Origin of the sequence: Microtetraspora malaysiensis (assembly GCF_050947145.1) — a bacterium.
GTDB lineage: Bacteria > Actinomycetota > Actinomycetes > Streptosporangiales > Streptosporangiaceae > Microtetraspora_A > Microtetraspora_A malaysiensis.
In genome coordinates, this window is the sequence record NZ_CP191998.1 from 833,824 (window position 1) to 858,760 (window position 24,937).

General features: G+C 70.8%; 25 protein-coding genes. 14 read left to right on the forward strand and 11 right to left on the reverse strand.

Going from position 1 to position 24,937, the window contains the following annotated elements:
- Positions 1-11 precede the first annotated feature (11 nt).
- On the forward strand, positions 12-539 hold the full coding sequence (locus tag ACQP1V_RS04125; RefSeq protein WP_433418904.1) for a hypothetical protein: 528 nt from the start codon (positions 12-14) through the stop codon (positions 537-539).
- A gap of 85 nt (positions 540-624) precedes the next feature.
- Here ACQP1V_RS04125 and ACQP1V_RS04130 read toward each other — a convergent pair whose 3' ends face one another.
- The 8 genes from ACQP1V_RS04130 to ACQP1V_RS04165 form a co-directional block, all read right to left on the reverse strand.
- Entirely contained in the window at positions 625-1,344 is a 720-nt protein-coding gene (locus ACQP1V_RS04130; RefSeq protein WP_433418906.1) for a hypothetical protein, read from the reverse strand.
- Between the two features lie 96 nt (positions 1,345-1,440).
- Positions 1,441-4,035, reverse strand: coding sequence for an ATP-dependent chaperone ClpB (gene clpB / locus ACQP1V_RS04135; protein WP_433418908.1), 2,595 nt, complete (start codon positions 4,033-4,035; stop codon positions 1,441-1,443).
- Positions 4,036-4,183: 148 nt separating this feature from the next.
- On the reverse strand, positions 4,184-4,531 hold the full coding sequence (locus ACQP1V_RS04140) for a heat shock protein transcriptional repressor HspR (RefSeq protein WP_066942203.1): 348 nt from the start codon (positions 4,529-4,531) through the stop codon (positions 4,184-4,186).
- A 4-nt stretch (positions 4,532-4,535) separates the two neighbouring features.
- Positions 4,536-5,714, reverse strand: coding sequence for a molecular chaperone DnaJ (gene dnaJ / locus ACQP1V_RS04145; RefSeq protein WP_067136642.1), 1,179 nt, complete (start codon positions 5,712-5,714; stop codon positions 4,536-4,538).
- Between the two features lie 79 nt (positions 5,715-5,793).
- Entirely contained in the window at positions 5,794-6,465 is a 672-nt protein-coding gene (grpE, locus tag ACQP1V_RS04150) for a nucleotide exchange factor GrpE (protein ID WP_433418909.1), read from the reverse strand.
- Positions 6,462-8,330 (reverse strand): molecular chaperone DnaK, encoded by a 1,869-nt coding sequence (gene dnaK / locus ACQP1V_RS04155; RefSeq protein ID WP_387412324.1) that lies wholly within the window; start codon positions 8,328-8,330, stop codon positions 6,462-6,464. Before dnaK ends, grpE begins: the two co-directional genes overlap by 4 nt.
- A gap of 157 nt (positions 8,331-8,487) precedes the next feature.
- Positions 8,488-8,913 carry a hypothetical protein gene (locus ACQP1V_RS04160; RefSeq protein ID WP_433418912.1) on the reverse strand — a complete coding sequence of 142 codons (426 nt, stop codon included), beginning with the start codon at positions 8,911-8,913 and terminating at the stop codon, positions 8,488-8,490.
- Between the two features lie 35 nt (positions 8,914-8,948).
- Complete coding sequence (locus ACQP1V_RS04165) at positions 8,949-9,233, reverse strand: hypothetical protein (RefSeq protein ID WP_387412321.1); 285 nt, start codon at positions 9,231-9,233, stop codon at positions 8,949-8,951.
- Positions 9,234-9,486: 253 nt separating this feature from the next.
- Here ACQP1V_RS04165 and ACQP1V_RS04170 point away from each other — a divergent pair, with 253 nt between their 5' ends.
- From ACQP1V_RS04170 to ACQP1V_RS04225, 12 genes are all read left to right on the forward strand, one after another.
- Positions 9,487-10,221 carry an ABC transporter ATP-binding protein gene (locus tag ACQP1V_RS04170; protein ID WP_433418913.1) on the forward strand — a complete coding sequence of 245 codons (735 nt, stop codon included), beginning with the start codon at positions 9,487-9,489 and terminating at the stop codon, positions 10,219-10,221.
- Positions 10,218-10,952 carry an ABC transporter permease gene (locus tag ACQP1V_RS04175; RefSeq protein WP_387412318.1) on the forward strand — a complete coding sequence of 245 codons (735 nt, stop codon included), beginning with the start codon at positions 10,218-10,220 and terminating at the stop codon, positions 10,950-10,952. Before ACQP1V_RS04170 ends, ACQP1V_RS04175 begins: the two co-directional genes overlap by 4 nt.
- A gap of 71 nt (positions 10,953-11,023) precedes the next feature.
- Positions 11,024-11,818 (forward strand): pyrroline-5-carboxylate reductase, encoded by a 795-nt coding sequence (gene proC / locus ACQP1V_RS04180; protein WP_084259187.1) that lies wholly within the window; start codon positions 11,024-11,026, stop codon positions 11,816-11,818.
- Between the two features lie 100 nt (positions 11,819-11,918).
- Positions 11,919-13,187 carry an MFS transporter gene (locus ACQP1V_RS04185; RefSeq protein WP_433418916.1) on the forward strand — a complete coding sequence of 423 codons (1,269 nt, stop codon included), beginning with the start codon at positions 11,919-11,921 and terminating at the stop codon, positions 13,185-13,187.
- A gap of 152 nt (positions 13,188-13,339) precedes the next feature.
- A complete protein-coding gene (locus ACQP1V_RS04190; protein ID WP_433418919.1) occupies positions 13,340-14,527 on the forward strand; it encodes an acetoin utilization protein AcuC in 1,188 nt (395 codons plus the stop codon).
- Positions 14,528-14,564: 37 nt separating this feature from the next.
- Positions 14,565-15,344, forward strand: coding sequence for a phosphatase (locus ACQP1V_RS04195; protein ID WP_433425755.1), 780 nt, complete (start codon positions 14,565-14,567; stop codon positions 15,342-15,344).
- Positions 15,345-15,656: 312 nt separating this feature from the next.
- On the forward strand, positions 15,657-15,860 hold the full coding sequence (locus tag ACQP1V_RS04200; RefSeq protein WP_067136656.1) for a helix-turn-helix domain-containing protein: 204 nt from the start codon (positions 15,657-15,659) through the stop codon (positions 15,858-15,860).
- A 161-nt stretch (positions 15,861-16,021) separates the two neighbouring features.
- A complete protein-coding gene (locus tag ACQP1V_RS04205) occupies positions 16,022-16,120 on the forward strand; it encodes a 30S ribosomal protein bS22 (RefSeq protein WP_018654693.1) in 99 nt (32 codons plus the stop codon).
- 84 nt (positions 16,121-16,204) lie between these two features.
- Positions 16,205-17,251, forward strand: a complete 1,047-nt coding sequence (locus ACQP1V_RS04210) for an NAD-dependent epimerase/dehydratase family protein (protein ID WP_433418921.1) — start codon at positions 16,205-16,207, stop codon at positions 17,249-17,251.
- 12 nt (positions 17,252-17,263) lie between these two features.
- Positions 17,264-18,160 (forward strand): lysophospholipid acyltransferase family protein, encoded by an 897-nt coding sequence (locus ACQP1V_RS04215; protein ID WP_433418924.1) that lies wholly within the window; start codon positions 17,264-17,266, stop codon positions 18,158-18,160.
- A gap of 101 nt (positions 18,161-18,261) precedes the next feature.
- Positions 18,262-19,692, forward strand: a complete 1,431-nt coding sequence (locus ACQP1V_RS04220; RefSeq protein WP_433418927.1) for a serine/threonine-protein kinase — start codon at positions 18,262-18,264, stop codon at positions 19,690-19,692.
- 107 nt (positions 19,693-19,799) lie between these two features.
- A complete protein-coding gene (locus ACQP1V_RS04225; protein ID WP_433418930.1) occupies positions 19,800-20,837 on the forward strand; it encodes an alpha/beta fold hydrolase in 1,038 nt (345 codons plus the stop codon).
- Between the two features lie 21 nt (positions 20,838-20,858).
- On the opposite strand, the gene ACQP1V_RS04230 is transcribed toward ACQP1V_RS04225, so the two are convergent.
- The 3 genes from ACQP1V_RS04230 to ACQP1V_RS04240 all read right to left on the reverse strand — a co-directional run bounded on the left by ACQP1V_RS04230 (position 20,859) and on the right by ACQP1V_RS04240 (position 23,240).
- The gene (locus ACQP1V_RS04230) at positions 20,859-21,725 is read right to left on the reverse strand and encodes an HAD family hydrolase (RefSeq protein WP_387412307.1); all 867 of its coding nucleotides are present in this window, start codon (positions 21,723-21,725) and stop codon (positions 20,859-20,861) included.
- Between the two features lie 94 nt (positions 21,726-21,819).
- Entirely contained in the window at positions 21,820-22,512 is a 693-nt protein-coding gene (locus ACQP1V_RS04235; RefSeq protein ID WP_433418933.1) for a DUF5667 domain-containing protein, read from the reverse strand.
- An 83-nt stretch (positions 22,513-22,595) separates the two neighbouring features.
- Positions 22,596-23,240 (reverse strand): sigma-70 family RNA polymerase sigma factor, encoded by a 645-nt coding sequence (locus ACQP1V_RS04240; protein WP_387412304.1) that lies wholly within the window; start codon positions 23,238-23,240, stop codon positions 22,596-22,598.
- Positions 23,241-23,397: 157 nt separating this feature from the next.
- Between ACQP1V_RS04240 and ACQP1V_RS04245 the strand changes: the two genes are divergently transcribed.
- Positions 23,398-24,906, forward strand: coding sequence for an antibiotic biosynthesis monooxygenase (locus ACQP1V_RS04245; protein ID WP_433418936.1), 1,509 nt, complete (start codon positions 23,398-23,400; stop codon positions 24,904-24,906).
- Positions 24,907-24,937 lie beyond the last annotated feature (31 nt).

Genomic DNA, 24,937 nt, shown 5'->3' on the forward strand with positions numbered 1-24,937 from the left:
TTGTGGCGCATGTGACACATGAACAGCTGGATCGACTGCTCGACCAAGCACTGCTGCTCGACGACCACGGTGCTCTGGCACGCCGGCTCGACACGCTGGCCCGGCTCTACGAGTCCGGAGAGATGTCACGGGCGGCGATACTCGTCATGGCGGCGGAGGAGTGGCGGCAAGCGGGCCAACCCGAGGTGGCCCTCGATCGTTTCCGCGAGGCGGCGCGAGACGGCGGAGAGGTCCTCGTGGACCCGCGCTCCGGCATCGCCGACACGCTCTTCGAACTCGACCGCCTCGACGAGGCGCGAGAGATCATCGCCGAGATCCGCCACGGCGTCTGGAACCCCGCCACCGCGCTCACCGTCGCCGAGACGCTGGTCGCGTACGGGGACCTGGAGGGCGCGCACGAGTGGGCGACCGAGGGGGCCGCGGCCTGCCCGCTCGGCACCACGATGCGGGAGGCCCTGTTGCGCACCAGGTACCGCATCAGGGTCGATCTCGGGCTGCCCGAGGACGACCTGGACGCCTCGCTCGACATCGCCCGCTGACCGGAACATGACGAAGGGGCCGCGACCGCGGCCCCTTCTCGTTTCGTCGTCCCCGCCCCCCGGTGGGCGGACGCGTACGGCCCGCCTACGGCAGGACCGTGGTGTCGATCAGGCGCTTGGCGATCTTGGCGACCGCTCCGTCCTTCTTGGCGGGCCGTGTCTCCGGGGCCTTCGGCGCGTTCTGCGCCTTCGTCAGCAGGGCCGCCGGCTTGGCCTTCGTCCGCGCGGCCCGCTTCGCCGCCTTGCCCGGCTTCTGGTGGGCCGGCTGCGTGGCGCCCGGGACCGGCTGAGCGGCGGGCTGCGTGGCGCCCGGGACCGGCTGAGCGGCGGGCTGTGTGGCCGGCTGTGTGGCCGGCCGGGCGGACTCACCGGCGGCGGCGTCGGGCCGCGTGGGGATCGCGGGCAGCGCCGGAACGTCCGGCAGCTCCGGGATCCGCACCGGTATAGCGAGCGGGCTCGGCAGGCCGGACGTCACGGCGGAGACCGACGGGAAGCCGGGCAGGCCGGGGAAGCCCTGGCCCGCGGCCGCGCCGCCCGCGTCGGCGATGCTCAGCACCCCGGCCGCGGAGGAGAGGCCGGGCAGTCCGGCCGCGCGGGCGACTCTGTCGATCGTGATGAGGTGCGCGGCCCGGGCCGGGCCGTTCGCGGTGACGGCCTCGCAGGCGGCGCGCGTCGCACCCGCTGTCGTGCCCGTGCACGGCTCCGCCGCCGCGACCGCCTGACCGCCGGCGAACCAGCTCACGCCGGCGGTCACGGTGGCGAGCGCGGCATGGCGCGCTCGGACGCTTCGCGATGTTCCTGACATCGAGTCCCCCTGATTACGTTGCGTGTCGCTACGAACACCGAACGTACCGGCGGGGGCATTCCTAGGGGCGCGCTTGCCGCAATGGTGAGGGATTCCTTACCGAACGGCCCGAACGGCGAGCGTGTCGCCGGCCTCGTCGAGCTCCACGACCACGTCGTCGCCGTCGCGGATCTCCCCGGAGAGCAACGATTTGGCCAGCGTGTCGCCGATCGCCGACTGGATCAGCCGCCGGAGCGGGCGTGCGCCGTACACGGGGTCGTAGCCGGTCATCGCCAGCCACTCGCGGGCACCCGGTGTGACGCTCAGCGTGAGCCGGCGGTCGGCGAGCCGCGCCGCCAGACGCGACACCTGCAGGTCGGCGATCTGCGACAGCTCCTCGGTGCCGAGCGCGTCGAACACGATGACGTCGTCGAGCCGGTTGAGGAACTCGGGCTTGAAGGCGCCCCTGACCGCGGTCATCACGGCCTCGCGCTTGGCGCCGTTCTCCATCTTGGGGTCGACGAGGAACTGCGACCCGATGTTGGACGTGAGGATCAGGATGGTGTTCCGGAAGTCCACCGTACGGCCCTGGCCGTCGGTGAGCCGGCCGTCGTCCAGCACCTGCAGCAGCACGTCGAAGACCTCGGGGTGCGCCTTCTCGACCTCGTCGAGCAGCACCACCGTGTACGGCCGGCGGCGGACGGCCTCGGTGAGCTGGCCGCCCTCCTCGTATCCCACGTATCCCGGAGGGGCGCCGACGAGCCGCGCCACGCTGTGCTTCTCGCCGTACTCGCTCATGTCGATGCGGGTCATCGCCCGCTCGTCGTCGAACAGGAACTCGGCCAGCGCCTTGGCCAACTCGGTCTTGCCGACGCCGGTCGGGCCGAGGAAGAGGAAGGAGCCGGTCGGGCGGTCCGGGTCGGCGATGCCCGCCCGGGCCCGCCGTACCGCGTCGGACACGGCCTGCACGGCCGCGCGCTGGCCGATCAGACGCCCGCCGAGCTCGTCCTCCATCCGCAGCAGCTTGGCGGTCTCCCCTTCGAGAAGCCGGCCGGCCGGGATGCCGGTCCAGGACGAGATGACGTCGGCGATGTCGTCCGGGCCGACCTCCTCCTTCACCATCGGCGGCTCGTCGGCCTCCTCGGCCTCCTCCGCGGCCCTGGTCGCCTCGGCCAGCTCCTTCTCCAGCCGGGGGACCTCGCCGTACATCAGGCGGGACGCCTCTTCGAACTTGCCGTCGCGCTGGGCCCGCTCGGCCGCGCCGCGCGCCTCGTCGAGCTGCTTCTTCAGCTCGCCGACCTTGTTCAGCCCGGCCTTCTCGCGCTCCCAGCGGCCGACGAGGCCGTTGAGCTCCTCCTGGCGGTTCGCCAGCTCCTCGCGGAGCTTCTCCAGTCGCTGGCGGCTTCCCTCGTCGGTCTCCTTGACGAGGGCGAGCTCCTCCATCTTGAGCCGGTCCACGATGCGCTGGAGCTCGTCGATCTCCACCGGCCGGGAGTCGATCTCCATGCGCAGCCGCGACATGGACTCGTCGACCAGGTCGATGGCCTTGTCCGGGAGGAACCGCGCGGTGATGTAGCGGTCGGAGAGCGTCGCCGCGGCCACCAGCGCGCTGTCGGAGATCTGCACCTGGTGGTGGGCCTCGTAGCGGCCCTTCAGACCGCGCAGAATCGCGATCGTGTCCTCGACGGTCGGCTCGCCCACGTAGACCTGCTGGAATCGGCGCTCCAGCGCGGGGTCCTTCTCGATGCGCTCGCGGTACTCGTCGAGCGTTGTCGCGCCGATCATGCGGAGTTCGCCGCGCGCCAGCATGGGCTTGAGCATGTTGCCGGCGTCCATCGCGCCCTCGGCCGCGCCCGCGCCCACCATGGTGTGCAGCTCGTCGATGAAGGTGACGATCTGGCCGTTGCTCTCCTTGATCTCGTTGAGCACGGCCTTGAGGCGCTCCTCGAACTCGCCGCGGTACTTCGCGCCGGCGACCATCGAGCCGAGGTCCAGCGCGACGAGCCGCTTGTTCCTGAGGCTCTCCGGCACGTCACCGGCGATCATCCGCTGCGCCAGGCCCTCGACCACGGCGGTCTTGCCGACGCCGGGCTCGCCGATCAGCACCGGGTTGTTCTTGGTCCGGCGGGAGAGCACCTGGATGACCCGGCGGATCTCCGTGTCCCGGCCGATGACCGGGTCGAGCTTGCCCGCCCTGGCCCGCTCGGTGAGATCGACGCCGAACTTCTCCAGGGCGCGGTAGGTGTCCTCGGGGGTCTCGCTGGTGACCCGGGCGTGCCCGCGCACCTTCTCGAACGCGTCGAGCAGCGCGCTCGGCGTCGCGCCCTGCGCCTTGAGCAGGTCGGCGACCTGGCCGCCGTCGGCCGCGAGGCTCACCAGCAGGTGCTCGGTCGAGACGTACTCGTCCTCAAGCTGCTTGGCACGCTGGGCGGCGGTGTTCAGCACGGTGAGGAGTTGCCGCGAGCTCGACGGGGCGCTCACCGTGGCGCCCTGCGCCTTGGGCAGCGCGGCGAGCAGCTCCTCGGACTTGGTCCGGAGCTGCTTCCAGTCCGCGCCCACCGCCTCCAGGAGGGGAACGGCGGTGCCGCCCGTCTGGGCGAGCAGCGTGGTGAGGAGGTGCACGGGGGCCACCTCGGGGTTGCCCTCCGCGGCCGCCCGCCGGACCGCCCCTGCCAGGGCCTCCTGGCTCTTCTGCGTCAGCTTGTAGTCCATGGTGGTTCGTGGCCTCGCTTCGCTCAGCGGGCACGCGAGACCGGCGCGGCGGCTGTTCCTCGACGCCGGGCGGTCAAGGGGCGCTGCGCTCCCCGAACCGCTCGGCGCGATCACCGCCGCGCGTCACGCGGGCCCGTGAATTCCCGGATCAGGCTGGTGGAAGTTCGTATCTGACCAGCGCGCGGATCATGGTCAGCTCGCTGCGGAGCCGTACCACCTCGTCGCGCAGGCGCAGGGTCTCGGTTTCGAGTTCGAGGATGCGTTTGATCCCCGCGAGGTTGATGCCGTCCTCCTGGGAGAGCCGTTGCACCTCGCGCAGCAGCACGATGTCTCGCGTCGAGTAGAGCCGCCCGCGACCGGCCGTGCGTCCCGGGCTGACCAGGCCGAGCCGGTCGTACTGTCGGAGTGTCTGCGGATGGAGACCGGAGAGCTGGGCGGCAACCGAGATGACGTAGACCGGTGTGTCGTCGGACAGATCGAAGAAGTTGGCATCCATACGCTCACTCGCTTCTGGCCTGCTTGATCAGCTCTTCTCTCAGGTCGATGCCCTCGGTGGCGTCGCGGAACTCCTCCAAAGCTGCCCGCGCCTTGTCATCGAGGTGCGGCGGCACCGTCACCTGCACAGTGACGAGCAGGTCGCCCTTGGTGCCGTCCTTGCGGGGTGCTCCCCGGCCGCGCACGCGGAACGTGCGCCCGTTGGGCGTGCCCTCCGGGATGCGCAGGGTGACCGGCATGCCCTTCAGCGTGGGCACCTTGATCTCGGCGCCGAGCGCCGCCTCGGGGAACGTGACCGGCACGATCACGGTGAGGTTCTCCCCCGTACGGCCGAACACCGGGTGCGGCTTGACGTGGACCTGGACGTAGAGGTCGCCGGCGGGACCGCCGTTCTCGCCGGGCGCGCCCTTGGCCTTGAGCCGGATGCGCTGGCCGTCGGCGACCCCCGCCGGGATGCGGGCCTGGATCGTGCGGGTGCTCTTGCCCCGGCCGCTGCCCTCGCAGACCGGGCACGGGTCGTCCACGATGAGACCCCGGCCGCGGCAGTCGCGGCACGGCTCGGAGAAGGCGAAGTTCCCCAGGTTGCGGCTGGCCGCGCCGGTGCCCTCGCAGGTCGGGCAGACGCGCGGCGTGGTGCCGGCCTTGGCGCCAGTGCCGCTGCACGCCCCGCAGGCGGACGAGCTGGTCAGCCGCAGCGAGACCGTGGTGCCTTCGACGGCCTCGCCGAACGACATCGTGACCTCGGACTCGATGTCCTGTCCGCGGCGCGGCCGGGTGGCGCCGGTCGCCGTGGAGCGACCGCCCCGGTTGAACAGGCCGCCGAACAGGTCGCCGATGCGGTCCCCCGCATTGCCGCTCTGCCCGGTGCCGGAGAACAGGTCGCCGAAGTCGAAGTTGAAGCCGCCGCCCCGCGACGCGCCCGTGCCGGCGTATCCGCCGAGCCCGGACCCGAAGAGGGTGCGCGCCTCGTCGTACTCCTTACGGCGCTTGACGTCGGAGAGCACGTCGTAGGCCTCGGAGACCTCCTTGAACTTCTCCTCGGTCTCGGTGTTGCCCTTGTTGGCGTCCGGGTGGTACTGCCTGGCCAGCTTCCGGTACGCCGTCTTGATCTCGGCGGCGGTGGCGGACTTGGGCACACCAAGGACGGCGTAATAGTCCTTCTCCAGGTAGTCCTTGGTGCTCATCTATCGCTTTCCTCCGCGCAAGGGGGTGTGTCTCGGTTTCTCTCCCGATCCTGCCGGATCGGGAGAGAAACCATGGGTTTCAGTTTTGGTTGGATTCACCGGAATCCGCGGAGTCGCCAGAGTCGGCGGCGCCCGCCGCTTCGGCCGCGGCGGTCTCGTCCGGCTCCGCGACGGCGACCCGGGCCGGGCGCAGGATCTGCTCGCCCATGCGATAGCCGGGCTGCAGGATCTCCACGCATGTCGGCTCGGAGACGTCGGCGGAGTAGCTGTGCAGGAGCGCCTCGTGCACGTTCGGGTCGAACGGGTCGCCCTTCGCGCCGTACCGCACCAGGCCGAGCTTGCCGAGGGTCGCCTCCAGCAACTCGCTCACCTTGGCGAACCCGCCGGTGAGCTCGCCGTGGTCGCGGGCCCGGCCGATGTCGTCGAGCACGGGCAGCAGCTCGGTGAGGGCACCGCCCACGGCCTGCTCTCGGACGGCGGACCGGTCCCGGTCCACCCGCCTGCGGTAATTGGCGTACTCGGCGTGCAGCCGCTGCAGGTCGGCGGTGCGCTCCGCGAGCAGGTCCGCACCGTTGTCGCCGCCCGCCGCGGCCGGCGCCTCCTCCGCCATGGGAGCTCCGTCCTGCCCCGCCCCGTCCGGGGCGGCCGCGCCGGAGGGCTCTCCGGCGCGCGCCGTCCCCGTCTCCGGGTCGATCTTGCGGTGGTCGCGGATCACCGGCTCCTGCTCGGAACCGTTCTCGCGCGCGGTCACTTGTTGCCGCCCTCCCGCTTCGGCTCGTCGTCCACGATCTCGGCCTCGACGACGTCCTCGTCGGCCTTCGCCTGGCCGTCACCGGAGGCCGCCGCGCCGTCGGCGCCGGGCGTGGCCTGGGACTGGGCGTAGATCGCCGACCCCATCTTCTGGCTGACGGTCGCGAGCTTCTCGGCTGCGGCGCGGATCGCGGCCGAGTCGGTGCCCTCAAGGGTCTTCTTCAGCTCGGCGAGCGCGTCGTTGACCTCGGTCTTGACGTCGGCCGGGACCTTGTCGTCGTTGTCGTGCAGGAACTTCTCCGTCTGGTAGACCAGGGCGTCCGCGTTGTTGCGGACCTCGGCCTCCTCACGGCGCTTCTTGTCCTCTTCGGCGTACGAGTCCGCCTCGCGCATCATGCGCTCGATGTCGTCCTTGCCGAGCGCGGAGCCGCCGGTGATCGTCATCGACTGCTCCTTGCCGGTGCCGAGGTCCTTGGCGCCGACGTTGACGATGCCGTTCGCGTCGATGTCGAAGGTGACCTCGATCTGCGGGACGCCGCGCGGGGCCGGGGCGATGCCGGTCAGCTCGAACGTGGCCAGCTTCTTGTTGTACGCCGCGATTTCGCGCTCGCCCTGGTAGACCTGGATCTGCACCGACGGCTGGTTGTCCTCGGCGGTGGTGAACACCTCCGACCGCTTGGTCGGGATCGTGGTGTTCCGCTCGATGATCTTGGTGAAGATGCCGCCCTTGGTCTCGATGCCCAGGCTCAGCGGGGTCACGTCGAGCAGTAGGACGTCCTTGACCTCGCCCTTGAGCACGCCGGCCTGGAGCGCGGCGCCGATCGCCACGACCTCGTCCGGGTTGACGCCCTTGTTCGGCTCCTGGCCGCCGGTCAGCTCCTTGACCAGGTCGGTCACGGCGGGCATGCGGGTCGAGCCGCCGACGAGCACCACGTGGGCGATGTCGGAGACCTTGATGCCGGCGTCCTTGATGACCTGGTGGAACGGGTGCTTGCAGCGCTCGAGCAGGTCGGCGGTGACCCGCTGGAACTCGGCGCGGGTCAGCTTCTCCTCGAGGTGCAGCGGACCCTCGGCCGAAGCGGTGATGTAGGGCAGGTTGATCGTCGTCTCAGTCTGGCTGGACAGCTCGATCTTGGCCTTCTCCGCGGCCTCACGCAGACGCTGGAGGGCCATCTTGTCCTTGGACAGGTCGACGCCGTGCGCGTTCTTGAAGCGGGTCACCAGCTCGTCGACGACGCGCTGGTCCCAGTCGTCGCCGCCGAGGTGGTTGTCACCGCTGGTGGCGCGGACCTCGACGAAGCCGTGGCCGTCCTCCTGGCCGACGTCGAGCAGGGACACGTCGAAGGTGCCGCCGCCGAGGTCGAAGACCAGGATGGTCTGGTCCTTCTCCTTGTCGAGGCCGTAGGCCAGGGCGGCCGAGGTCGGCTCGTTGATGATGCGCAGCACATTGAGGCCCGCGATGGTGCCGGCCTCCTTGGTGGCCTGCCGCTGGGCGTCGTTGAAGTACGCGGGGACGGTGATCACCGCGTCGGTGATCTTCTCACCCAGGTAGGCCTCGGCGTCCTGCTTGAGCTTCTGCAGGACGAAGGCGCTGATCTGCTGGGGAGTGAACTTCTTGCCGTCGATCTCGACGGACCAGTCGGTGCCCATCTCTCGCTTGACCGAGCGGATCGTCCGGTCGACGTTGGTCACGGCCTGACGCTTGGCGACCTCGCCGACCAGCACTTCGCCGTTCTTCGCGAAGGCGACCACGGACGGGGTGGTCCGAGAGCCCTGCGCGTTCGCGATGACGGTGGGCTCACCGCCCTCAAGGATCGAGACGACGGAGTTGGTCGTCCCAAGGTCGATACCTACCGCACGTGCCATGAGTTCGTCCTTGTGGTCAAAGTTGAGTCGGTACGACTCAATATTGGGTCGCCCAACAAGCTTTGTCAAACGACTTGAGCCTAGTGGACTCAACCCCATGGTGCGCGGGCGGAACGCCCGAATCCGCTCCGATCCGTCGAGGGCGTGGGCCGTGCGGTCAGCGCACCGCGCCGTCGACCACCTTGCGGTCGCCGAGCGGGGCCCTGAGCTTCACGATCGTGCTCTTCCGGACGGCGATCATCACGCACATCTGCGCGTCCTTGCCCCGGCCCTCGTAGAGGGTGACCGTGACCTTCTTCCTGGTCTCCTTGACGCGCACCCGGTCGAGCACCGTGCAGGGCTCGACGCCGGACCACCAGGTGACCCGCAGATATCTGCCGTTCCGGATCGGCTTGGCGGACGTCCATCTGACCTTGCGCGGGTCGACGGTGCCGCCCTTGGGCTTCACCGGGGCCGGGGCGTCGGCCGAGGGTGTGCCGGAGGCGGGGCCGATGGACGCGGACGCCACAGAGGTCGAGGCCGTTCCGCCGATCGCGATCAGGAGGGTCGCGGCCATCGCCGCGGTTCGTCGAATCGTACGCATGACCGTATTGACGGAGCGGTCTTCCGGCCGGTTCATCATTTGGCGCCGTCGACCACCTCGCGGCCGTCGAGCGGGGCGGCGAGCCGCACCGTGGTCGTCTTCTCCAGCGCGATGGCGATGCAGGCGGTGTCGGGGTGGCGCGGGTCGCGGCCCTCGTAGAGGGTGACCGTGACCCGCGTGGCGCTCTCCTCCACCTCGACCCGGTCGAGCACGGTGCACGGGGCGACGCCCGACCACCAGACGACCGCGAGCGACCGGCCATCCGCGGACGGCGTCACGCTGGTCCACGCGATCTTCCGGGGGTTGAGCGTGTGCCCCACGGGTGTCTGCGGCGCGGGGCTCCCGTGCCCGGGTTCTGTGCCCGCCGGCGCGCTGGTCGGCTGACCTGCGTCGTTCCCCCCGGGCGGCGGTGCGGACGGTGAAGACGATGTGGACGGCGGTTGCCCGCACGCCGCCGCCATGAGCAGGAGCGTTATCGCCAAGAACCTTCGCATATCTCATTAAACGAGGTGGCCGTCCGGTCGGTTCGAACCCCTGTTGACGGTCCCCGCGACAGAGGTCTAATTTCAACGCATGATGAATTTATCTGGACCGGCGATCGCCGTACGGGACCTACGGGTCGCACGGGGCGGGGCCGAGGTCCTGCACGGCCTCACCTTCGAGGTGCCGCGCGGGCAGGTGACCGGCCTGCTCGGGCCCAGCGGATGCGGGAAGACGACGCTGATCCGCTCGATCGTCGGCGTGCAGATCGTCACGAGCGGCGAGGTGACGGTGCTCGGCGAGCCGGCAGGCAGCCCCGCTCTCCGCCGAAAGATCGGTTACTCGACGCAGAGTGCCGCCATATATCGGGATCTGACGGTGCTGGAGAACCTGCGCTACTTCGCGGCGGTCCTCGGGGCGGGCAAGGACGACGCCGAGCGCGTGCTGGAGGAGGTCGGCCTCGCCGGCGCGGGCAGGCAGCTCGCCGGCTCGCTCTCCGGCGGCCAGCTCGGCCGGGCCAGCCTGGCCGTCGCGCTGCTCGGATCGCCCGAGCTGCTGGTGCTCGACGAGCCGACCGTCGGCCTCGACCCCGTGCTGCGCCAGGACCTCTGGCGGCTCTTCCAGAGCCTCGCGGAGCGCGGTGTGACCCTGGTCGTCTCCAGTCACGTCATGGACGAAGCGGCCCGATGCCAGCGGCTGATCATCATGCGGGAGGGCGAGATCCTCGCCGACGGAAGCCCCGACGGGCTGCGCGAGCGCGCCGGGACCACGGATTTGGAAGAGGCGTTCCTGCGTCTCGTCAAGGAGAAGGCGGAGCGCGTCCGATGAGCTTGACGATCACCCTCGCCACGGCGGGCCGGATCCTCGCCCAGCTCCGCCACGACCGCCGCACGCTCGCGCTGCTGGTCGGCGTGCCGAGCGTGCTGATGATCCTGCTCAGGTACGTCATCGACGACCCGGCGTCGTTCGACCGGCTGGGGCCGACGCTGCTCGGCATCTTCCCGTTCATCGTGATGTTCATGGTCACCTCGATCACGACCCAGCGTGAGAGGGCGACCGGCACGCTCGAACGGCTGATGGCGGGGCCGCTCGGCCGCTTCGACCTACTGCTCGGCTACGCCCTCGCGTTCGGGGCGGTGGCCGCGGCCCAGGTCGCGGTGGTGCTCGCCATCTCCCTGACCTGGCTCGGCCTGGAGGTCGCCGGCTCCGTGTGGCTGCTGGTCCTGGTGGCCGTGCTCGACTCATTGCTGGGCATGGCGCTCGGCCTGTTCTTCAGCGCCTTCGCCCGCACCGAGTTCCAGGCGGTGCAGTTCATGCCCGCGGTCGTGCTGCCGCAGGCGCTGCTGTGCGGGCTCGTCGTCCCCCGCGACGCCATGGCGTCCTGGCTGGAGCGGCTCTCTGACGTCATGCCGCTCTCGTACGCGGTGGAGGCGATGCAGGAGGTCGCGCGGACCGGCGATGTCACCGGCGTGCTGGTCCGCGACATCCTGATCGTGGCCGGGTGCGCGGTCCTGGCGCTCGTCCTCGGCGCGGCCACGCTGCGCCGCCGTACGCCGTGACCTGCGCGCGCCGGGCGCGCCGTCGTCGTCGGTAAGCTGCGGGCGGATGTCCCTACCAGCGAGGAATGGTCATGATCGCGATTCTCGGCACCGGCAAGATGGGCGAGGCGCTGCTCTCCGGGCTGGTTCGGGCCGGGCTGCCGCCGAACGAGATCATGGCGACCGCGCGGCGCGAGGACCGGGCGGCGGCGCTGCGCGAGAGTTACGGCGTGCGCGTCGTCTCCAACGCCGAGGCGGCCAAGGCCGCTGAGACGATCATCCTCGCGGTCAAGCCGCAGGACATGGGGACCCTGCTCGCCGAGATCGCCCCGTACGTCCCCGCCGACCGACTGGTGATCACGGTGGCGGCGGGGATCACCACGGCCTTCGTGGAGTCCAGGCTGGGCGAGGCGGTGCCGGTGGTCCGCGTCATGTCCAACACGCCGGTCCTGGTCGACGAGGCGATGAGCGTCATCTCGCCCGGAGCGCACGCCGGCGAGCGCCACCTGGAGCGCACGGAGGCACTGCTCAAGCCGGTCGGCAAGGTCCTGCGCATCCCCGAGTCGCAGCAGGACGCCGCGACCGCGCTGTCGGGCAGCGGCCCGGCCTACTTCTTCTATCTGGTCGAGGCCATGGTGGACGCCGGGATCCTGCTCGGCATGCCGCGCGCCGCCGCCCTCGACATGGTCACCCAGTCGATCGTCGGCGCCGCGATCATGCTGCGCGACTCGGGGGAGCACCCGGTGATTCTGCGCGAGGCGGTCACGTCGCCGGGCGGGACGACCATCGCCGCCATCGCCGAGCTCGAACGCCACAAGGTCCGGGCCGCCTTCCTCGACGCCATCGAGGCGGCCAGGGACCGCAGTCGTCAGCTCGCCTCCGGCTGATCCCGCACAGGTCGTGACGGCCCCCATCGGCAACACGCCGCGAAAACCATTAGGAAACCTTCCGGTCTGGGCGGCATGATTCCGCTGCTGGCATCGGGGCGTGAGCGGTGAGGTCGACGTGGCGGGAGCCGTACCGGCGGTGGCGGAGGTGGGGCGGCGACCGCTCTGGACACCTGATTTCGGGTTCTACTTCACTGGGCGCGCGGTGTCGATGCTCGGCGACACCATGCTGCCCGTCGCGATCTCGCTGGCCGTGCTCGGCGCGGGGTACGGCCCGTCCGGCGTCGGGTTCGTGCTCGCGTCGTGGATGGCGCCGTTCGCCGCGCTGATCCTCTTCGGCGGCGTCTTCGCCGACCGGTTCACCGCCCGGCGGATGATGATCGCCGCCGACCTGGTGCGGCTGGTCAGCCAGTCGGTGATGGCCGCGGCCTTCGCGGCCGGGACGCCGCGGCTGTGGCAGATCGTGGCCCTGTCGGCGATCAGCGGCGCCGCCGCCGCGATGTTCCAGCCGGGCGTGAGCAGCATGGTCCCGCACGTGGCGTCGGACCTGCAACGTGCCAACGCCACGCTGCGTGTGGCCGACGCGATCGCCCAGTTGCTCGGCCCCGCGCTGGCGGGCGTCCTCGTCGGCCTCGGCGGCGCCGGGCTGGTCTTCGTCGTGGACGCGGCGACGTTCGCGGTGAGCGCCGCCTGCCTGCTGCTCATGCGCGTACGGCCGCTGCCCAGCACGGAGCCGGGCTCGTCGATGCTGCGCAACCTGCGCGAGGGGTGGGACGAGTTCCGCTCCCGCACCTGGATGTGGAGCGTCATCATCATCTGGTCGGTCTACGGCGTGCTCGTCTTCGGCCCGCTCATCCCCCTGGGCGCGGCGCTGATCACGGAGGGTCACGGTCGCGGCGCGTACGGCTGGATCATGTCGGCGGCCGGGGCGGGAACGGTCGTCGGCGGCCTCGTCGCCGTCTGGTTCCGGCCGTCGCGTCCGCTGATGGCCGGGGCGATCGCGATGACGCTGTACTTCTTCGAGCCGCTCTCCCTCGCCCTGCACATGCCACTGCCGGTGCTCGCGGCGGCGTTCGCGGTCACCGGATCGGTGTGGGGGTTCTGGTCGGTGATGTGGGCGACCAGCGTGCAGACCCAGGTCAGCCAGGACGTGCTGAACCGGGTGACGGCGTACGAGGTGGCGGGGTCGGTGCTGAGCCTTCCGCTGGGTCAGGCGCTGGCGGGTCCGGCGGCGGAACGGCTCGGCACGGAGAACGTGCTGGCGGCCGGCTTCGTGGTCGGGCTGGTCGGCATCGCCTTCCTGCTCGGCATCCCCGCGATCCGGGGCCTCCGTCGCGCCGCTCCGGTCGGGGAGACCGTCCGCTCATAGGCGCTGGGGGAGGAGGCCGGCCTTCCGCGGCGCCGCCGCTTTTTGCCTATATTTCCGGACAGCTCGGTATGAGTGGCGTATGTCACGAGGGGGCGGAGTCACGGCCGGGCCCGTACGGTAGCGTCACGATCGTGCGGCGAGGAGGCGGCGGCATGATCGAGAGTACTGGCGGGCAAGGATGCGGCTCCGTCCGCGTGCTCTGGGACGACGCGCTGACGTCGTACGACTTCGGCCCCGGCCATCCGCTCGCCCCCGTACGGGTGGAGCTGACCATGGCGCTCGCCCGCGACCTCGGTGTGCTCGACCGCGTCGAGGTGGCCGGATGCGCCCCGGCGAGCGACGACGAGATCGCGCTGGTCCACCGCCGCGACTACATCGAGGCGGTCAAGGCGGTGTCGAAGACCGGCCGACCCGATCTCGGCTGCGGACTCGGCACGGCCGACAATCCCGCGTTCACCGGGGTTCACGAGGCGTCCGCACTGATCACGGGGGCGTCGATCGAGGCCGCGAGGTCGGTGTGGGCGGGAGAGTCGGCACACGCCGTCAACGTCGCCGGCGGCCTGCACCACGCGATGGCGGGCATGGCCAGCGGGTTCTGCGTCTACAACGACCCCGCCGTCGCGATCGCCTGGCTGCTCTCCCAGGGAGCGGAGCGGGTGGCGTACGTGGACGTGGACGTCCACCACGGCGACGGCGTGCAGGCCGCGTTCTACGACGACCCCCGGGTGCTCACGATCAGCCTGCACGAGAGCCCGCGCACACTCTTCCCCGGCACCGGCTTCCCGGGCGAGACCGGGGCGGACGGCAGCGCGGTCAACGTGGCGCTGCCGGCGGGGTGCGGGGACGCCGGCTGGCTGCGCGCCTTCCACGCGGTCGTGCCGCCGCTGCTGCGCGAGTTCGGCCCCGAGATCCTCGTCACCCAGCACGGATGCGACAGCCACGCCCTCGACCCGCTGGCCAACCTCATGCTCAGCCTGGACGGCCAGCGCACGGCCTACGCCGCGCTGCACCGGCTCGCGCACGAGACGGCGGGCGGCCGGTGGGTCGTCACCGGCGGCGGGGGATACGAGCTGGTCCAGGTGGTGCCGCGCGCGTGGACCCACCTGATCGCGGAGGCGTCCGGGCACCCTGTCGAGCCGTCCACGCCGACACCCGCGAGCTGGCGGACCCTGGTCACCGAGCGGACCGGCGAGGTGCCCCCGCTGTCGATGACGGACGGCCGCCACCCGGCATACTCCGACTTCCGCGACGGCTACGATCCGGCCGATGCGATCGACCGGGCCATTGTGGCCACAAGGAAGGCCGTCTTCCCTCTCCACGGACTGGATCCTCTGCCATGACGGGAATCTCGGCCGCGCCAGGAGCGCTGTGGCAGCTGTGAACGCTCCCTCCCGCACCGATCTCCGTGACCACCTGATCAGGACGCGTATCGCGGGCGACGTCGCCACGCCGCGCGAGAACAACCTCGACAACTACCGCTCCCTGGCCAACCGCGACCCCCGCTACACGTTCGGCCTCTCGTTCTCCGGCGAGTGGACCTTCCGGGACGTGCTGGAGCAGATGGCCAAGTCGGTGGGCGTCGCGGCCGACCCGGAGCACCGGGAGGGCCAGGACACCATCGACCCCGACCTCACCATCGACGCGATCGAGGCGATGGGCGACCGCGTCGGCCAGGTGCTGGCCAGGGGGAACCCCCGTATCGTCATCGCCACCGGCCACCCCACGGGCCTGCTCACGATCCATCTCGCCCTCGCCCGGTTCGCCCGCTCCCACGGCGCCACCCTCCTCACTCCGGCCGAGAGGTGGAGCTACATGGGGAACGGGCTCGGACGCGTACGGCGGATCCGCTATCTCGACGACGTCGCGATGCTGGACGACGGCGCCGCCCTGGTGCACACGCACGACCCCGACCCGATGCGCGCCATCCTGGCCGAGGCGCGGCCCGACTTCGTGATCGCCGATCACGGCTGGGCGGGCGCCGCGGGCGAGGCGGGCGTCGAGACGGTGGGCTTCGCGGACAGCAACGACCCCGCCCTCTTCATCGGCCAGGCGGAGGGGAAGATCGCCGTCGCGGTGCCGCTCGACGACAATGTGTTGCCGAGATATTACGGTCCGCTGACGGACTACCTCGTGGCCAGGATCGCGTCTCACCTCTGATCGCGCTGCGGACCGTCCGTTTCGCGTATTTCGCACCCCCCTTTGTCGCGCTCTGCCCCACCTTTGCCGACTCTTTCGTGTGCCGGGGCGACTCTTGTGGGAGAGAAGTTGGCTCGTTCCGCGGTCGGGGCCAGGGGCATTTCGCCGTCCGCTACCAGCCACTTTCTCCATATTGGCGGCATAGGGTCGCGGTGACTGATGAAATGGGGGGTTTGCCTTCTCGCAGTCCCGACTTACGCTGACGGAAGTACACGTGCGTGAGCGATGGCACCAGTGGGGATAACCCGGAAACACGTGCGGAAGAGGCGTCCGATGGGTGCAGGCGAAAGACCTCTCAGCGAGGTGAAGTTCCTGACGGTGGCGGAAGTCGCCACGGTCATGCGAGTGTCCAAGATGACGGTGTACCGGCTCGTCCACTCAGGTGAGCTGCCGGCCATCCGTGTCGGCCGATCCTTCAGGGTGCCCGAACAGGCGGTACACGACTATCTCAGAGAGGCGTTCATCGAGGCTGGATGACACGCCGAGGCGGTGCGGACCCGCGCTGACCAGGCGCGGGATCCGGCATCGGCCACGCGGTATCCCCCAGGGGGCGATCGACCGTGGATCGCCGGTAGTCTGTTGTGCCGGTGTGCGCTCGCGCACCGGTCTGGCATTCTCTACCTTCACCTGGGGGTCCCGTGGGCTCTGTGATCAAGAAGCGCCGCAAGCGCATGGCCAAGAAGAAGCACCGCAAGCTGCTCAAGAAGACCCGCATCCAGCGGCGTAACAAGAAGTAGTAGAAGTACGGAGCGCGCACCGGTCCCGCGGGGCCGGGCGACCGTGAACCGTTATTCCCCCACCAGTCCCCCAGTGAGGCGACGATGACCCACACCGTGCTGGTCACCGGGGTCTCGCGCCACATCGGAGCACGGGTGGCGAGCGCGCTCGCCGCCGAACCGGGCGTCGGTCGGGTCATCGGGGTGGACACGGTTCCACCTCCGTCGGCGGCCCGAGACGGCGGCTGCCATGCCGGTCGCACCGAGTTCGTCCGCGTCGATCTGCGCAGTCCCGATATCGCGCAGGTCATCGCGGCGGCGGACGTCGACGTCGTCGTGCACGTGAGCCTGATGAGCGACTCCTCGCGGGGCCGTTCCGCCGCGAAAGAGCACAACGTCATCGGCACGATGCAGCTGCTCGGCGCGTGTCAGCGCTCGACGACTGTGCGCAGGGTGGTGGTGCGGTCCACGACCGCCGTCTACGGCTCGGCGCCGAACGACCCCGCCGTCTTCACCGAGGACGGCGAGCCCGTCGAGGCGCCGCCCTCGGGGTACGCCAAGGACGCCGGCGACGTCGAGGGCTACGTCCGGGGCCTCGCCAGGCGGCGTCCCGACGTGGTCACCTCGACGCTGCGTTTCGCCGACTTCATGGGACCCGGGGTGGACACGCCCCTCACCCGGTACTTCACGCAGCCGGTCCCGCCGACCGTGCTCGGCTTCGACCCCCGGTTGCAGTTCATCCATGAGGACGACGGGGTCGAGGTGCTGCGCCGGATGGCCCTTGAGGACCACCCCGGCACATTCAACGTGGCCGGCGACGGCGTGCTCCTGCTGTCGCAGTGCCTGCGGCGGGCGGGGCGGTTCTCGCTGCCCGTTCCGTCGCCGCTCTTCCGCCTCCTGGGAGAGGCGGCGCGAGCCGCGGGCCGGGTGGACTTCTCACCCGAGCAGCTCGCGCTGATGTGCCACGGCCGGGTCGTGGACTGCGGGCGGCTCGTCCGAGAGCTCGGATGGCAGCCCAAGTTCGGCACGGCCGCGGCCTTCGAGGACTTCCTCCGTTCGCGCGGCGGCTCCGGCGGGCTCACCGCCGCGCTGGCCGACCGGCTGTCCGATTTCGCGCCGGGGCGGCCGGCTCCGTACAAGGACGACCAGTAAGGCGTGTGTGACGTGACGCGTACCTCCGAGGAGGGCTCACCCGGCGTTCCCGGGGACGCACGGGAACGGCCCGGAGAGGAGCGGCTCGCCGAGCTGCTGGCCTTCCTGCGCCGCCGCCTCACCGGCGAGTACGAGGTGGACGAGTTCGGGTTCGACCCCGAGCTCAATGACAAGGTCCTGCTCGAACTGCTCCGGCCGTTCTACCGGCACTGGTTCCGGGTCGAGACCAGCGGCCTCCAGAACGTTCCCGCCGAGTCAGGGGCGCTGGTCGTCGCGAACCACTCGGGGACGCTGCCGGTCGACGCGCTGATGCTGCAGGTCGCGCTGCACGATGAGGCGCACCGGCCGGTCCGGCTGCTCGGGGCCGACCTCGTCTACCAGCTCCCCGTCCTCGCCCATCTGGCCCGCAAGAACGGTCACACGCTCGCCTGCCCCGAGGACGCCGACCGTCTGCTGCGCAAGGGCGAGCTGGTCGGCGTCTTCCCCGAGGGGTTCAAGGGCGTCGGCAAGCCGTTCTCCGATCGGTACAAGCTGCAGCGGTTCGGCAGGGGCGGCTTCGCCGCGTCGGCGATCCGGGCCGGCGTGCCGATCATCCCGTGCGCGATCGTCGGCGCCGAGGAGATCTATCCCAAGATCGGCGATGTTCCCGCGCTGGCCCGGCTGCTCGGCCTGCCGTACCTGCCGATCACGCCGTTCTTCCCGTGGCTCGGGCCGCTCGGGCTGGTGCCGCTGCCGTCCAAGTGGCTGATCGAGTTCGGCGAGCCGATCATGACGGACGACTACGACCCCATCGACGCCGATGACCCCATGCTGGTCTTCAACCTCACCGACCAGGTGCGCGAGGCGATCCAGAGCCGGGTCGACGCGCTGCGGCTGCGCCGTGGCCCCGCCTTCCCGTCGCTCTTCTGACATGACAGCGGATCACGCGCTGCCCTAGTGTGGATCGGGAAGCGTCGGCGCTTCGCGAGGTTTTCCCCATTCCAGCACCGCCATTCGACGGGGGCGTACGGATGACGGCATCAGGTGGTCTGCAGCCAGGCGATCCCCCGTCCATCGGTCCCTACCGGCTGATCCGGCGCCTCGGGGCCGGAGGGCAGGGCATCGTCTATCTCGGGACGGACGGCGGAGGGGCCGCCGTGGCGGTCAAGATCCTCCGGCCGGAGATCGCCCACGATGACACGACCCGCGAGCGCTTCGCCCGGGAGGTGACCGTCGCGCAGCGGGTGGCCTCCTTCTGTACCGCCCAGTTCCTCACCGCGGACCTCTGGTCGAACCCGCCGTACATCGTCACCGAGTTCGTGGACGGCCCGTCCCTCCAGGACGACGTGAACCGGAACGGCCCGCGAAGCGGGGCGGCCCTGCACCGGCTCGCCGTCGGGACCGCCACCGCTCTCACGGCCATCCACGAGACGGGGTTGGTGCATCGGGACTTCAAGCCCGGAAACGTGCTGCTCAGCCAGGACGGCCCACGAGTGATCGACTTCGGGATCGCCCGAGCCCTCGACGCGACGGCCACGGTCAGCAGCCAGGTCATCGGAACTCCGGCGTACATGGCGCCCGAGCAGATCTCCGGGGCACCGATCGGTCCCTCGGCCGATGTCTTCGCCTGGGGAGCGGTGGTCGCGTTCGCCGCCACGGGGCGCTCGCCCTTCGCGGCCGACTCGGCTCCCGCGGCCCTCTACCGGGTGATCAACGCCGAGCCCGAGATCGACGGGGTGCCGGAGCCGTTGCGCTCCCTGGTGCGCCGGTGCCTGGCCAAGGAGCCGGCGGAGCGTCCGGCCATGCAGGAAGTGCTGATGCGGCTGCTCGGGTCGGCCGAGTCTACGGCTGCCTCCGCCTCCGCGCCGCGGGACGCGTCACGCTCCGCCGAGCGTCCTGCCAGGCGAAGGCAACGGGCGGGTCGGGTCAACCGGGGATACGCCCTCGCCGGCGGCGCCGCCGTTCTCGCGCTCGCGGCGGGAGCCGCCTTCTGGTTCACGAGGGGGCCCGCCGGGACCGGGCAGGCCGCGAGCGTCACCGGCGGCCCTGTCCCCCCCACTCCCGCGGCAGCGAAGGCATCCGTGGCCGCGGACCCGGCGACGTACCGCTTCTCCCGTGCCTTCGAGGGCGTGTGGAAGGGGGCGCTGGCGCAGAGCAACGGCAAGACCAGGCCCATGATCGTGACCATCCGGACCGGTTTCCGCACGGCGGCCGTCAGATATCCGGACCTGGGGTGCAGCGGGGATCTCGCACTGACCGGCCGCGCCCCGGACGGGCAGTTCACCCTGCACGAGACCATCACCGAAGGCGCCAGGTGCAGCCAGGAGGGCGACTTCACGATGAGGGCGAGCCGCCAGGCCCTCGCGCTGACGTACATTCCGCAAGGGGACCGCGACACCACCTACACCGCGAACGTCACTTTGTTCCGCGCCTCCGGCCTCCCGGCAGATGGCTCCGGCTGACGCCTCGGGCCTCTGATCTGGCGATTTTTACCCGGGCTTATGGGTCTATGGGGCTAACAATGCCAGCTACCGGTCGCTATGGTGTTCCTCACCAAGAGGAGCACATCATGCACCAAAGCGGGATAAAACGGAAAGTACTGCTCGCCGGTATGGCACTGGGGTACGCCGCCGGAGTCGTCCGGCGGCGGGCGGAGATCGTACCGGACGTGGTGGACGACTCCCGGCTCGGCTGCCTCGTGGGTAAGCCGATGACCGTGATCACCGATGATGGTGTGCACCTCGCCGTCGACGTCGACGAGCATCCAGACCCCGAGGTGGCCGTGGTGTTCGCGCACGGCTGGATGATGAACCGCCACTGCTGGCACCTCCAGCGCGAGGCCGTGGCCGGCCGTCCGGCCACGCTCGTCTTCTACGACCAGCGCGGGCACGGCGCCTCCTCCGCCGGGCCGATCGACGACTGCACGATCGACCGGCTGGGCGACGACCTGGCGGCGGTCATCGAGCAGGCCGTACCCGAAGGGGTGCCGGTGGTGCTGGTCGGCCACTCGATGGGCGGCATGAGCATCATGGCGTTCGCCGCCCGGCATCCGGAGCTGCTCGCCTCCCGGGTGAAGGGTGTCGCCCTGCTGAGCACGTCGTCCGGGGGCCTGTCCCGGCACGCGTTCGGCCTTCCCTGGCCGGTGGGACGGATCGCCGGGCTGATCACCCCGATCGTGTTCGACGGCATGCTCGCCCGCGCGGACTGGATCGACCGCAGCGTGGCGCTGAAGTCCCGCGCCCACACGCCGGTCGCGCGGTTCATGGCGTTCGGCGGCGGCGCGCGCCCCGACCACGTGCGGTTCGTCACCGACATCGCGGTGGCGACGCCGACCGAGGTGATGGTCGGCTTCTTCCGCGGCCTCCGCGTCCACGACAAGCTGGCCGCGCTCGCGGCGCTCCGTCCGATCGAGACGCTCGTCATGGTCGGGGAGGACGACCGCGTCACCCCTCCCTCGCACAGCCGCAGGATCGCCGAGTCGCTGCCCGGCGCGCGGCTGACGATCGTCCCCGGCGCCGGTCACATGATCGGGTTCGAGCGGCCGGACGTCGTCAACGAGGTGCTGGACGACTTCCTCGACCGGACCGCCCGGCTCGCGTCCTGGTGACTCTTCGCCCCTGAACGACGGTCAGGACGAGCGGTAGTGCTTGCGCAGCGCGATGCCGGCCGCGATGCCCCCCGCCACCGCGCCCGCCGTCGCGGCGATCGGCAGGCCGATCAGCGTCGCCTTCCGCCCGGTGCGGAAGTCGCGGATCCGCCAGCCGTTCTCCTTCGCGTGCTCGCGCAGTTCGCTGTCGGGGTTGACCGCGCAGGGGCTGCCGACCAGCGACAGCATGGGCAGGTCGTTGGCCGAGTCGCTGTAGGCCGAGCAGTGGGACAGGTCGAGGCCCTCCCTGCGGGCCAGCGCCCGAATCGCCTCCGCCTTGGCCGGGCCGTGCAGCAGGTCGCCGACGAGCCTGCCGGTGTAGACGCCGTCCGCCGTCTCGGCCACCGTGCCGAGCGCGCCGGTCAGGCCGAGCCGCTGGGCGATCACCCGGGCCAGCTCGACCGGGGTCGCGGTGACCAGCCACACCCGCTGGCCCAGATCCAGGTGGGCCTGCGCCAGCGCGCGGGTCCCGGCCCAGATGCGGTCGGACATGACCTCGTCGTAGATCTCCTCGCCGAGGTGTACCACCTCGTCGACCTTGAGACCGGCGACGAAGGCCAGCGCCGTCTCCTTCGCCTTGGCGATGTGGTCGGGGTTCTCGTTGCCCCGCACCCGGAACCAGGCCTGGCCGAGGGCGAACCGCACCAGGTCGTTCGTGGTGAACAGACCGCGCGCGGCCAGGCCGCGCGCGAAGTGGTAGATCGAGGCGCCGCGCATCATCGTGTTGTCCACGTCGAAGAACGCCGCCGCCGTCGGGTCCGGCTCAACGCTCGGAGGGGGGACCACCGCCGCGGCCGCCACCTCGCCCGCGATCTCCGCCGCTTCCCGTCGTCGCATTAGCCGCCTCATAGGGCCTCAGCTTAACCGGCCGGATGCCGGATGACGGTGTACGCGGTGTTAGCACCGAGTGACCGTATTCCATGGTGATTCCACACGACCGGTATCACTGGACGGGAGTGCTGAAGGTGTCGATATAGGTGAGGTATTTGGTCGCCTTGTCGCGGTTCTGCTGATCGAGCTTCGGGAGCAGCGGCTCCACCATCGTCCGCTGCTCGCGGGCGAACCGCCCCACCTCCTTGTCGGGCTTGTCGCCGCGCGGCTTGACCCGGCCGAGCGCGGACCGGGTCGTACGCGCCATGTCGTCGAGGGCCTGGGTGATGAGCCGGTCCCGGTCGGGTCCCTCCGCGCCGGCCAGTGTCGCCGCCTCCGCCGCCCGCTGCCGCGCGGCCGTCATCTCCCGCCTGGCCAGCTCGGCGTCGCTCACCGCCAGCCGCAGCACGGTCGCCTCCGCCGCCCGCTTCAGCGGGTAGAGCAGGTCCCCGGGCACCGAGTCGTACGCGCGGGCGCCGGTGGCGAACATCACGCCCAGGAGCACGGCGAACACCGCGAGCGGGCGGAGCCGTACGAGGAGGGAGGGGCGGCGGCGCGGCTCGGGCCGCTCGGCGGGGGGCTCGGCGACGGGCCCGCGCTCGGCGGCGTGCGCCTTCATCAGGTCCGCGCGGAGGCGGGCGCGGAAGTCGGGGCGGGGGCCGTCGCCGGCCCGTGAGCCGGCGTCGGCGATCCGCGCGGCGACCCGGTCGGCGGCACGCCCCGTCCGCCTGGCCCGTCGCCGGCGCCCCGGCCGCCACCAGCCCATGAACGCTCCCGAGGTCCCCCGTTGCCGATCCACGCCTGTGCCCTGCCCAACGAGGTGACCGGGCCAGGGTTACGGCACGTGAGCTAACCGAGATCTTTGGGGAGCGCGCGGGCCAGCGCCTTGATCGCGCGGAACTGGAGCGCCTTGATCGCGCCGCTCTGCTTGCCCATGATCATGGCGGTCTCCGCAAGTGACATGCCGTGCAGGAAGCGCAGCACGACGCACTCCTGCTGCTCGGGATTGAGTCGTTTGATCGCCCGGAGCACGTGCTCGTTCACCATGCTGGCGACGACGGCGTTCTCCGGGATGTGCTGGCCGTCGAGGGGGGTGTCCAGGATTTCGGCCGTACAGACTTCGAGCCGGCTCCGTCCGGACTTGAAGTGGTCGGTGACCAGGTTCCTGGCGATGGTGACCAGCCAGGCGCCGAAGTCGCGCCCCTGCCAGGTGAAGTCGGCGATGCCGCGCAGGGCGCGCAGGAAGGTGTCGCTCGTCAGGTCCTCGGCGAGCGCGTGCGAGCCCACCCGGAAGAAGACGTAGCGGTAGACGAGGTCGACGTAACGGTCGTAGAGCACACCGAACGCCTCGGTGTCGCCGGTCTTGGCGCGCAGGACCAGCGTGCGCATCTCGTCGTGTTCGAGCTGCGCCGCCGCGGGGGCGGCGGGGGGCGCCTGCCGCACCACTCCAGCGGCTGGAGGGGAGAGCCCGGCGAACGGCCACGATGTCGGCATCCGGTTATCCCATTGGGGGAGGGGAGTCGGCGTGCTCGAACACTCTAGAAATCATCGCGAGATAACACAATCCGCCGCTAACCGTAATCACTTCGCGTAACGGGGCGATCCATCGGCTACCAGTCGGCGCGCGAAGTCCGGCAGCATATGGTCCACCATGGAAGTCCTTGTCGCTGTCATCGCGTTCGCCGGCGCCGTTCTCGCCGCCATCACCACCGGCGTCGTCGTCGGTCGTATCCGCGAGAAGCCGTCGGGATGGCTGGTCGCGTGGGGTGTCACCACGGGGGCGATGTGCCTCTCGCTGGGATTGATCGCCGTAGGCCAGTTGCTCGGGTACGGGGTCGTGATCTTCCGGTTGTTCCAGATCACCGGATCGCTCGTCGCCCCGCTCTGGCTCGCCGTCGGCATCGCCCAGCTCATCGCCAGGAAGCCGTTCCCCCGTTTCGCCGCATGGCTCTTCGGCGGCGCGTTGACGGGCCTGGGCGCGGTCATCATGGTGATCGACCCGGTCACCCAGACGTTCACGAAGGAGTTCCCGGCGGCCGATGTCTTCTGGGACATCTGGCCTGAGTGGCTTCTGCGCGCCGTCCACATCGGCGTCCTCGGGATGCTGGTGATCTGGCTCGTGATCGCGGTGCTGCGCGGGCGCAACGGCGACGACTACGACCTCGACAACATGAACGCGACGGTCGCGCTCGCGCCGGGCGGCATCGCCGTCTCCGCCGCGCTGGAGTTCACGCTCCCCGGGATCGTCGTGGTCGCCGCGATGGCCGCCACCGTCGGAGGCGTCTGGTTCGCTCTCGCCCGGCCGCTCGCGCCGTACGAGGACGAGGAAGAAGACGCCGGGGCCGAGCAGCCGGAGGACGGCTGGTCGCGGCGGGGCGCGCGCGGGGCCGAAAGCCGGGCCGAAAACCGGGCCGAGCCGTCGGCGTCGGCTCCTCCGCGACGCTCCGGGCTCGGGGATCTCGTCGCCGAGTATCGCGCGGGCGAGCAGGGCGACGTCGACTACGCGGCGCGCATGCAGCCGTCGGACGGGTTCGCCGCCCGGCCCGCCGGCCCTCCGGCCGGGCAGGACGCGTACGGCGGCGCGCGCGGACGGGAGTACACGATGCCTCCCCAGGCGGCGGAGGCCGACCGCCCGGCGCCCCAGGGCGGGCCGGAGTACACCATGCCGCCGGGCCCCTCGGAGCACGGCCGGCCGCAGGGTGGCCGCCCCGAGTACACCATGCCCGCCACCGGCACGATGCTCCCCGGCGCGGACCCGGCGGCCGGCATGGCGGCCGGCTTCGCCGGCGCGGCCGCCACCTCCCGGGGACAGGGCGGCTCGGTCCGGCCGTCGCCCAACATCTACGGCCTGCTCACCGTGTTCACGCTCATGGACGGGGCGGGTGACGCGTTCGACAAGCTCGCCGAGGAGACGGTCGAGGCCGTGCTGCGCAACGAGCCGGACACGCTCGTCTTCGTCTGCCACAACGTGAAGTCGGCGCCGCTCCAGCGCATCGTGTACGAGCTCTACCGTGACGAGGTGGGATACACCGAGCACCAGCGCCAGCCGCACATGGAGCGGTTCGCCACCGAGCGCACCGCGCTGGTCCTGGCCGCCAACGTCATCGAGCTGAGCGTGAACGCCGCCAAGGTGGTTCCTCTCCCGACCGCGTTCAGGTAGGCGGGGGAGCGGCTGTCGGTACTCACCTTCG

Bases quoted from the DNA above. Each gene is read 5' to 3' on its own strand.
- ACQP1V_RS04130 (WP_433418906.1), bottom strand. From the start codon at position 1,344: ATGTCAGGAACATCGCGAAGCGTCCGAGCGCGCCATGCCGCGCTCGCC.
- clpB (WP_433418908.1), bottom strand. From the start codon at position 4,035: ATGGACTACAAGCTGACGCAGAAGAGCCAGGAGGCCCTGGCAGGGGCG.
- ACQP1V_RS04140 (WP_066942203.1), bottom strand. From the start codon at position 4,531: ATGGATGCCAACTTCTTCGATCTGTCCGACGACACACCGGTCTACGTC.
- dnaJ (WP_067136642.1), bottom strand. From the start codon at position 5,714: ATGAGCACCAAGGACTACCTGGAGAAGGACTATTACGCCGTCCTTGGT.
- dnaK (WP_387412324.1), bottom strand. From the start codon at position 8,330: ATGGCACGTGCGGTAGGTATCGACCTTGGGACGACCAACTCCGTCGTC.
- ACQP1V_RS04160 (WP_433418912.1), bottom strand. From the start codon at position 8,913: ATGCGTACGATTCGACGAACCGCGGCGATGGCCGCGACCCTCCTGATC.
- ACQP1V_RS04170 (WP_433418913.1), top strand. From the start codon at position 9,487: ATGATGAATTTATCTGGACCGGCGATCGCCGTACGGGACCTACGGGTC.
- ACQP1V_RS04175 (WP_387412318.1), top strand. From the start codon at position 10,218: ATGAGCTTGACGATCACCCTCGCCACGGCGGGCCGGATCCTCGCCCAG.
- proC (WP_084259187.1), top strand. From the start codon at position 11,024: ATGATCGCGATTCTCGGCACCGGCAAGATGGGCGAGGCGCTGCTCTCC.
- ACQP1V_RS04190 (WP_433418919.1), top strand. From the start codon at position 13,340: ATGATCGAGAGTACTGGCGGGCAAGGATGCGGCTCCGTCCGCGTGCTC.
- ACQP1V_RS04200 (WP_067136656.1), top strand. From the start codon at position 15,657: ATGGGTGCAGGCGAAAGACCTCTCAGCGAGGTGAAGTTCCTGACGGTG.
- ACQP1V_RS04210 (WP_433418921.1), top strand. From the start codon at position 16,205: ATGACCCACACCGTGCTGGTCACCGGGGTCTCGCGCCACATCGGAGCA.
- ACQP1V_RS04220 (WP_433418927.1), top strand. From the start codon at position 18,262: ATGACGGCATCAGGTGGTCTGCAGCCAGGCGATCCCCCGTCCATCGGT.
- ACQP1V_RS04225 (WP_433418930.1), top strand. From the start codon at position 19,800: ATGCACCAAAGCGGGATAAAACGGAAAGTACTGCTCGCCGGTATGGCA.
- ACQP1V_RS04230 (WP_387412307.1), bottom strand. From the start codon at position 21,725: ATGAGGCGGCTAATGCGACGACGGGAAGCGGCGGAGATCGCGGGCGAG.
- ACQP1V_RS04235 (WP_433418933.1), bottom strand. From the start codon at position 22,512: ATGGGCTGGTGGCGGCCGGGGCGCCGGCGACGGGCCAGGCGGACGGGG.
- ACQP1V_RS04240 (WP_387412304.1), bottom strand. From the start codon at position 23,240: ATGCCGACATCGTGGCCGTTCGCCGGGCTCTCCCCTCCAGCCGCTGGA.
- ACQP1V_RS04245 (WP_433418936.1), top strand. From the start codon at position 23,398: ATGGAAGTCCTTGTCGCTGTCATCGCGTTCGCCGGCGCCGTTCTCGCC.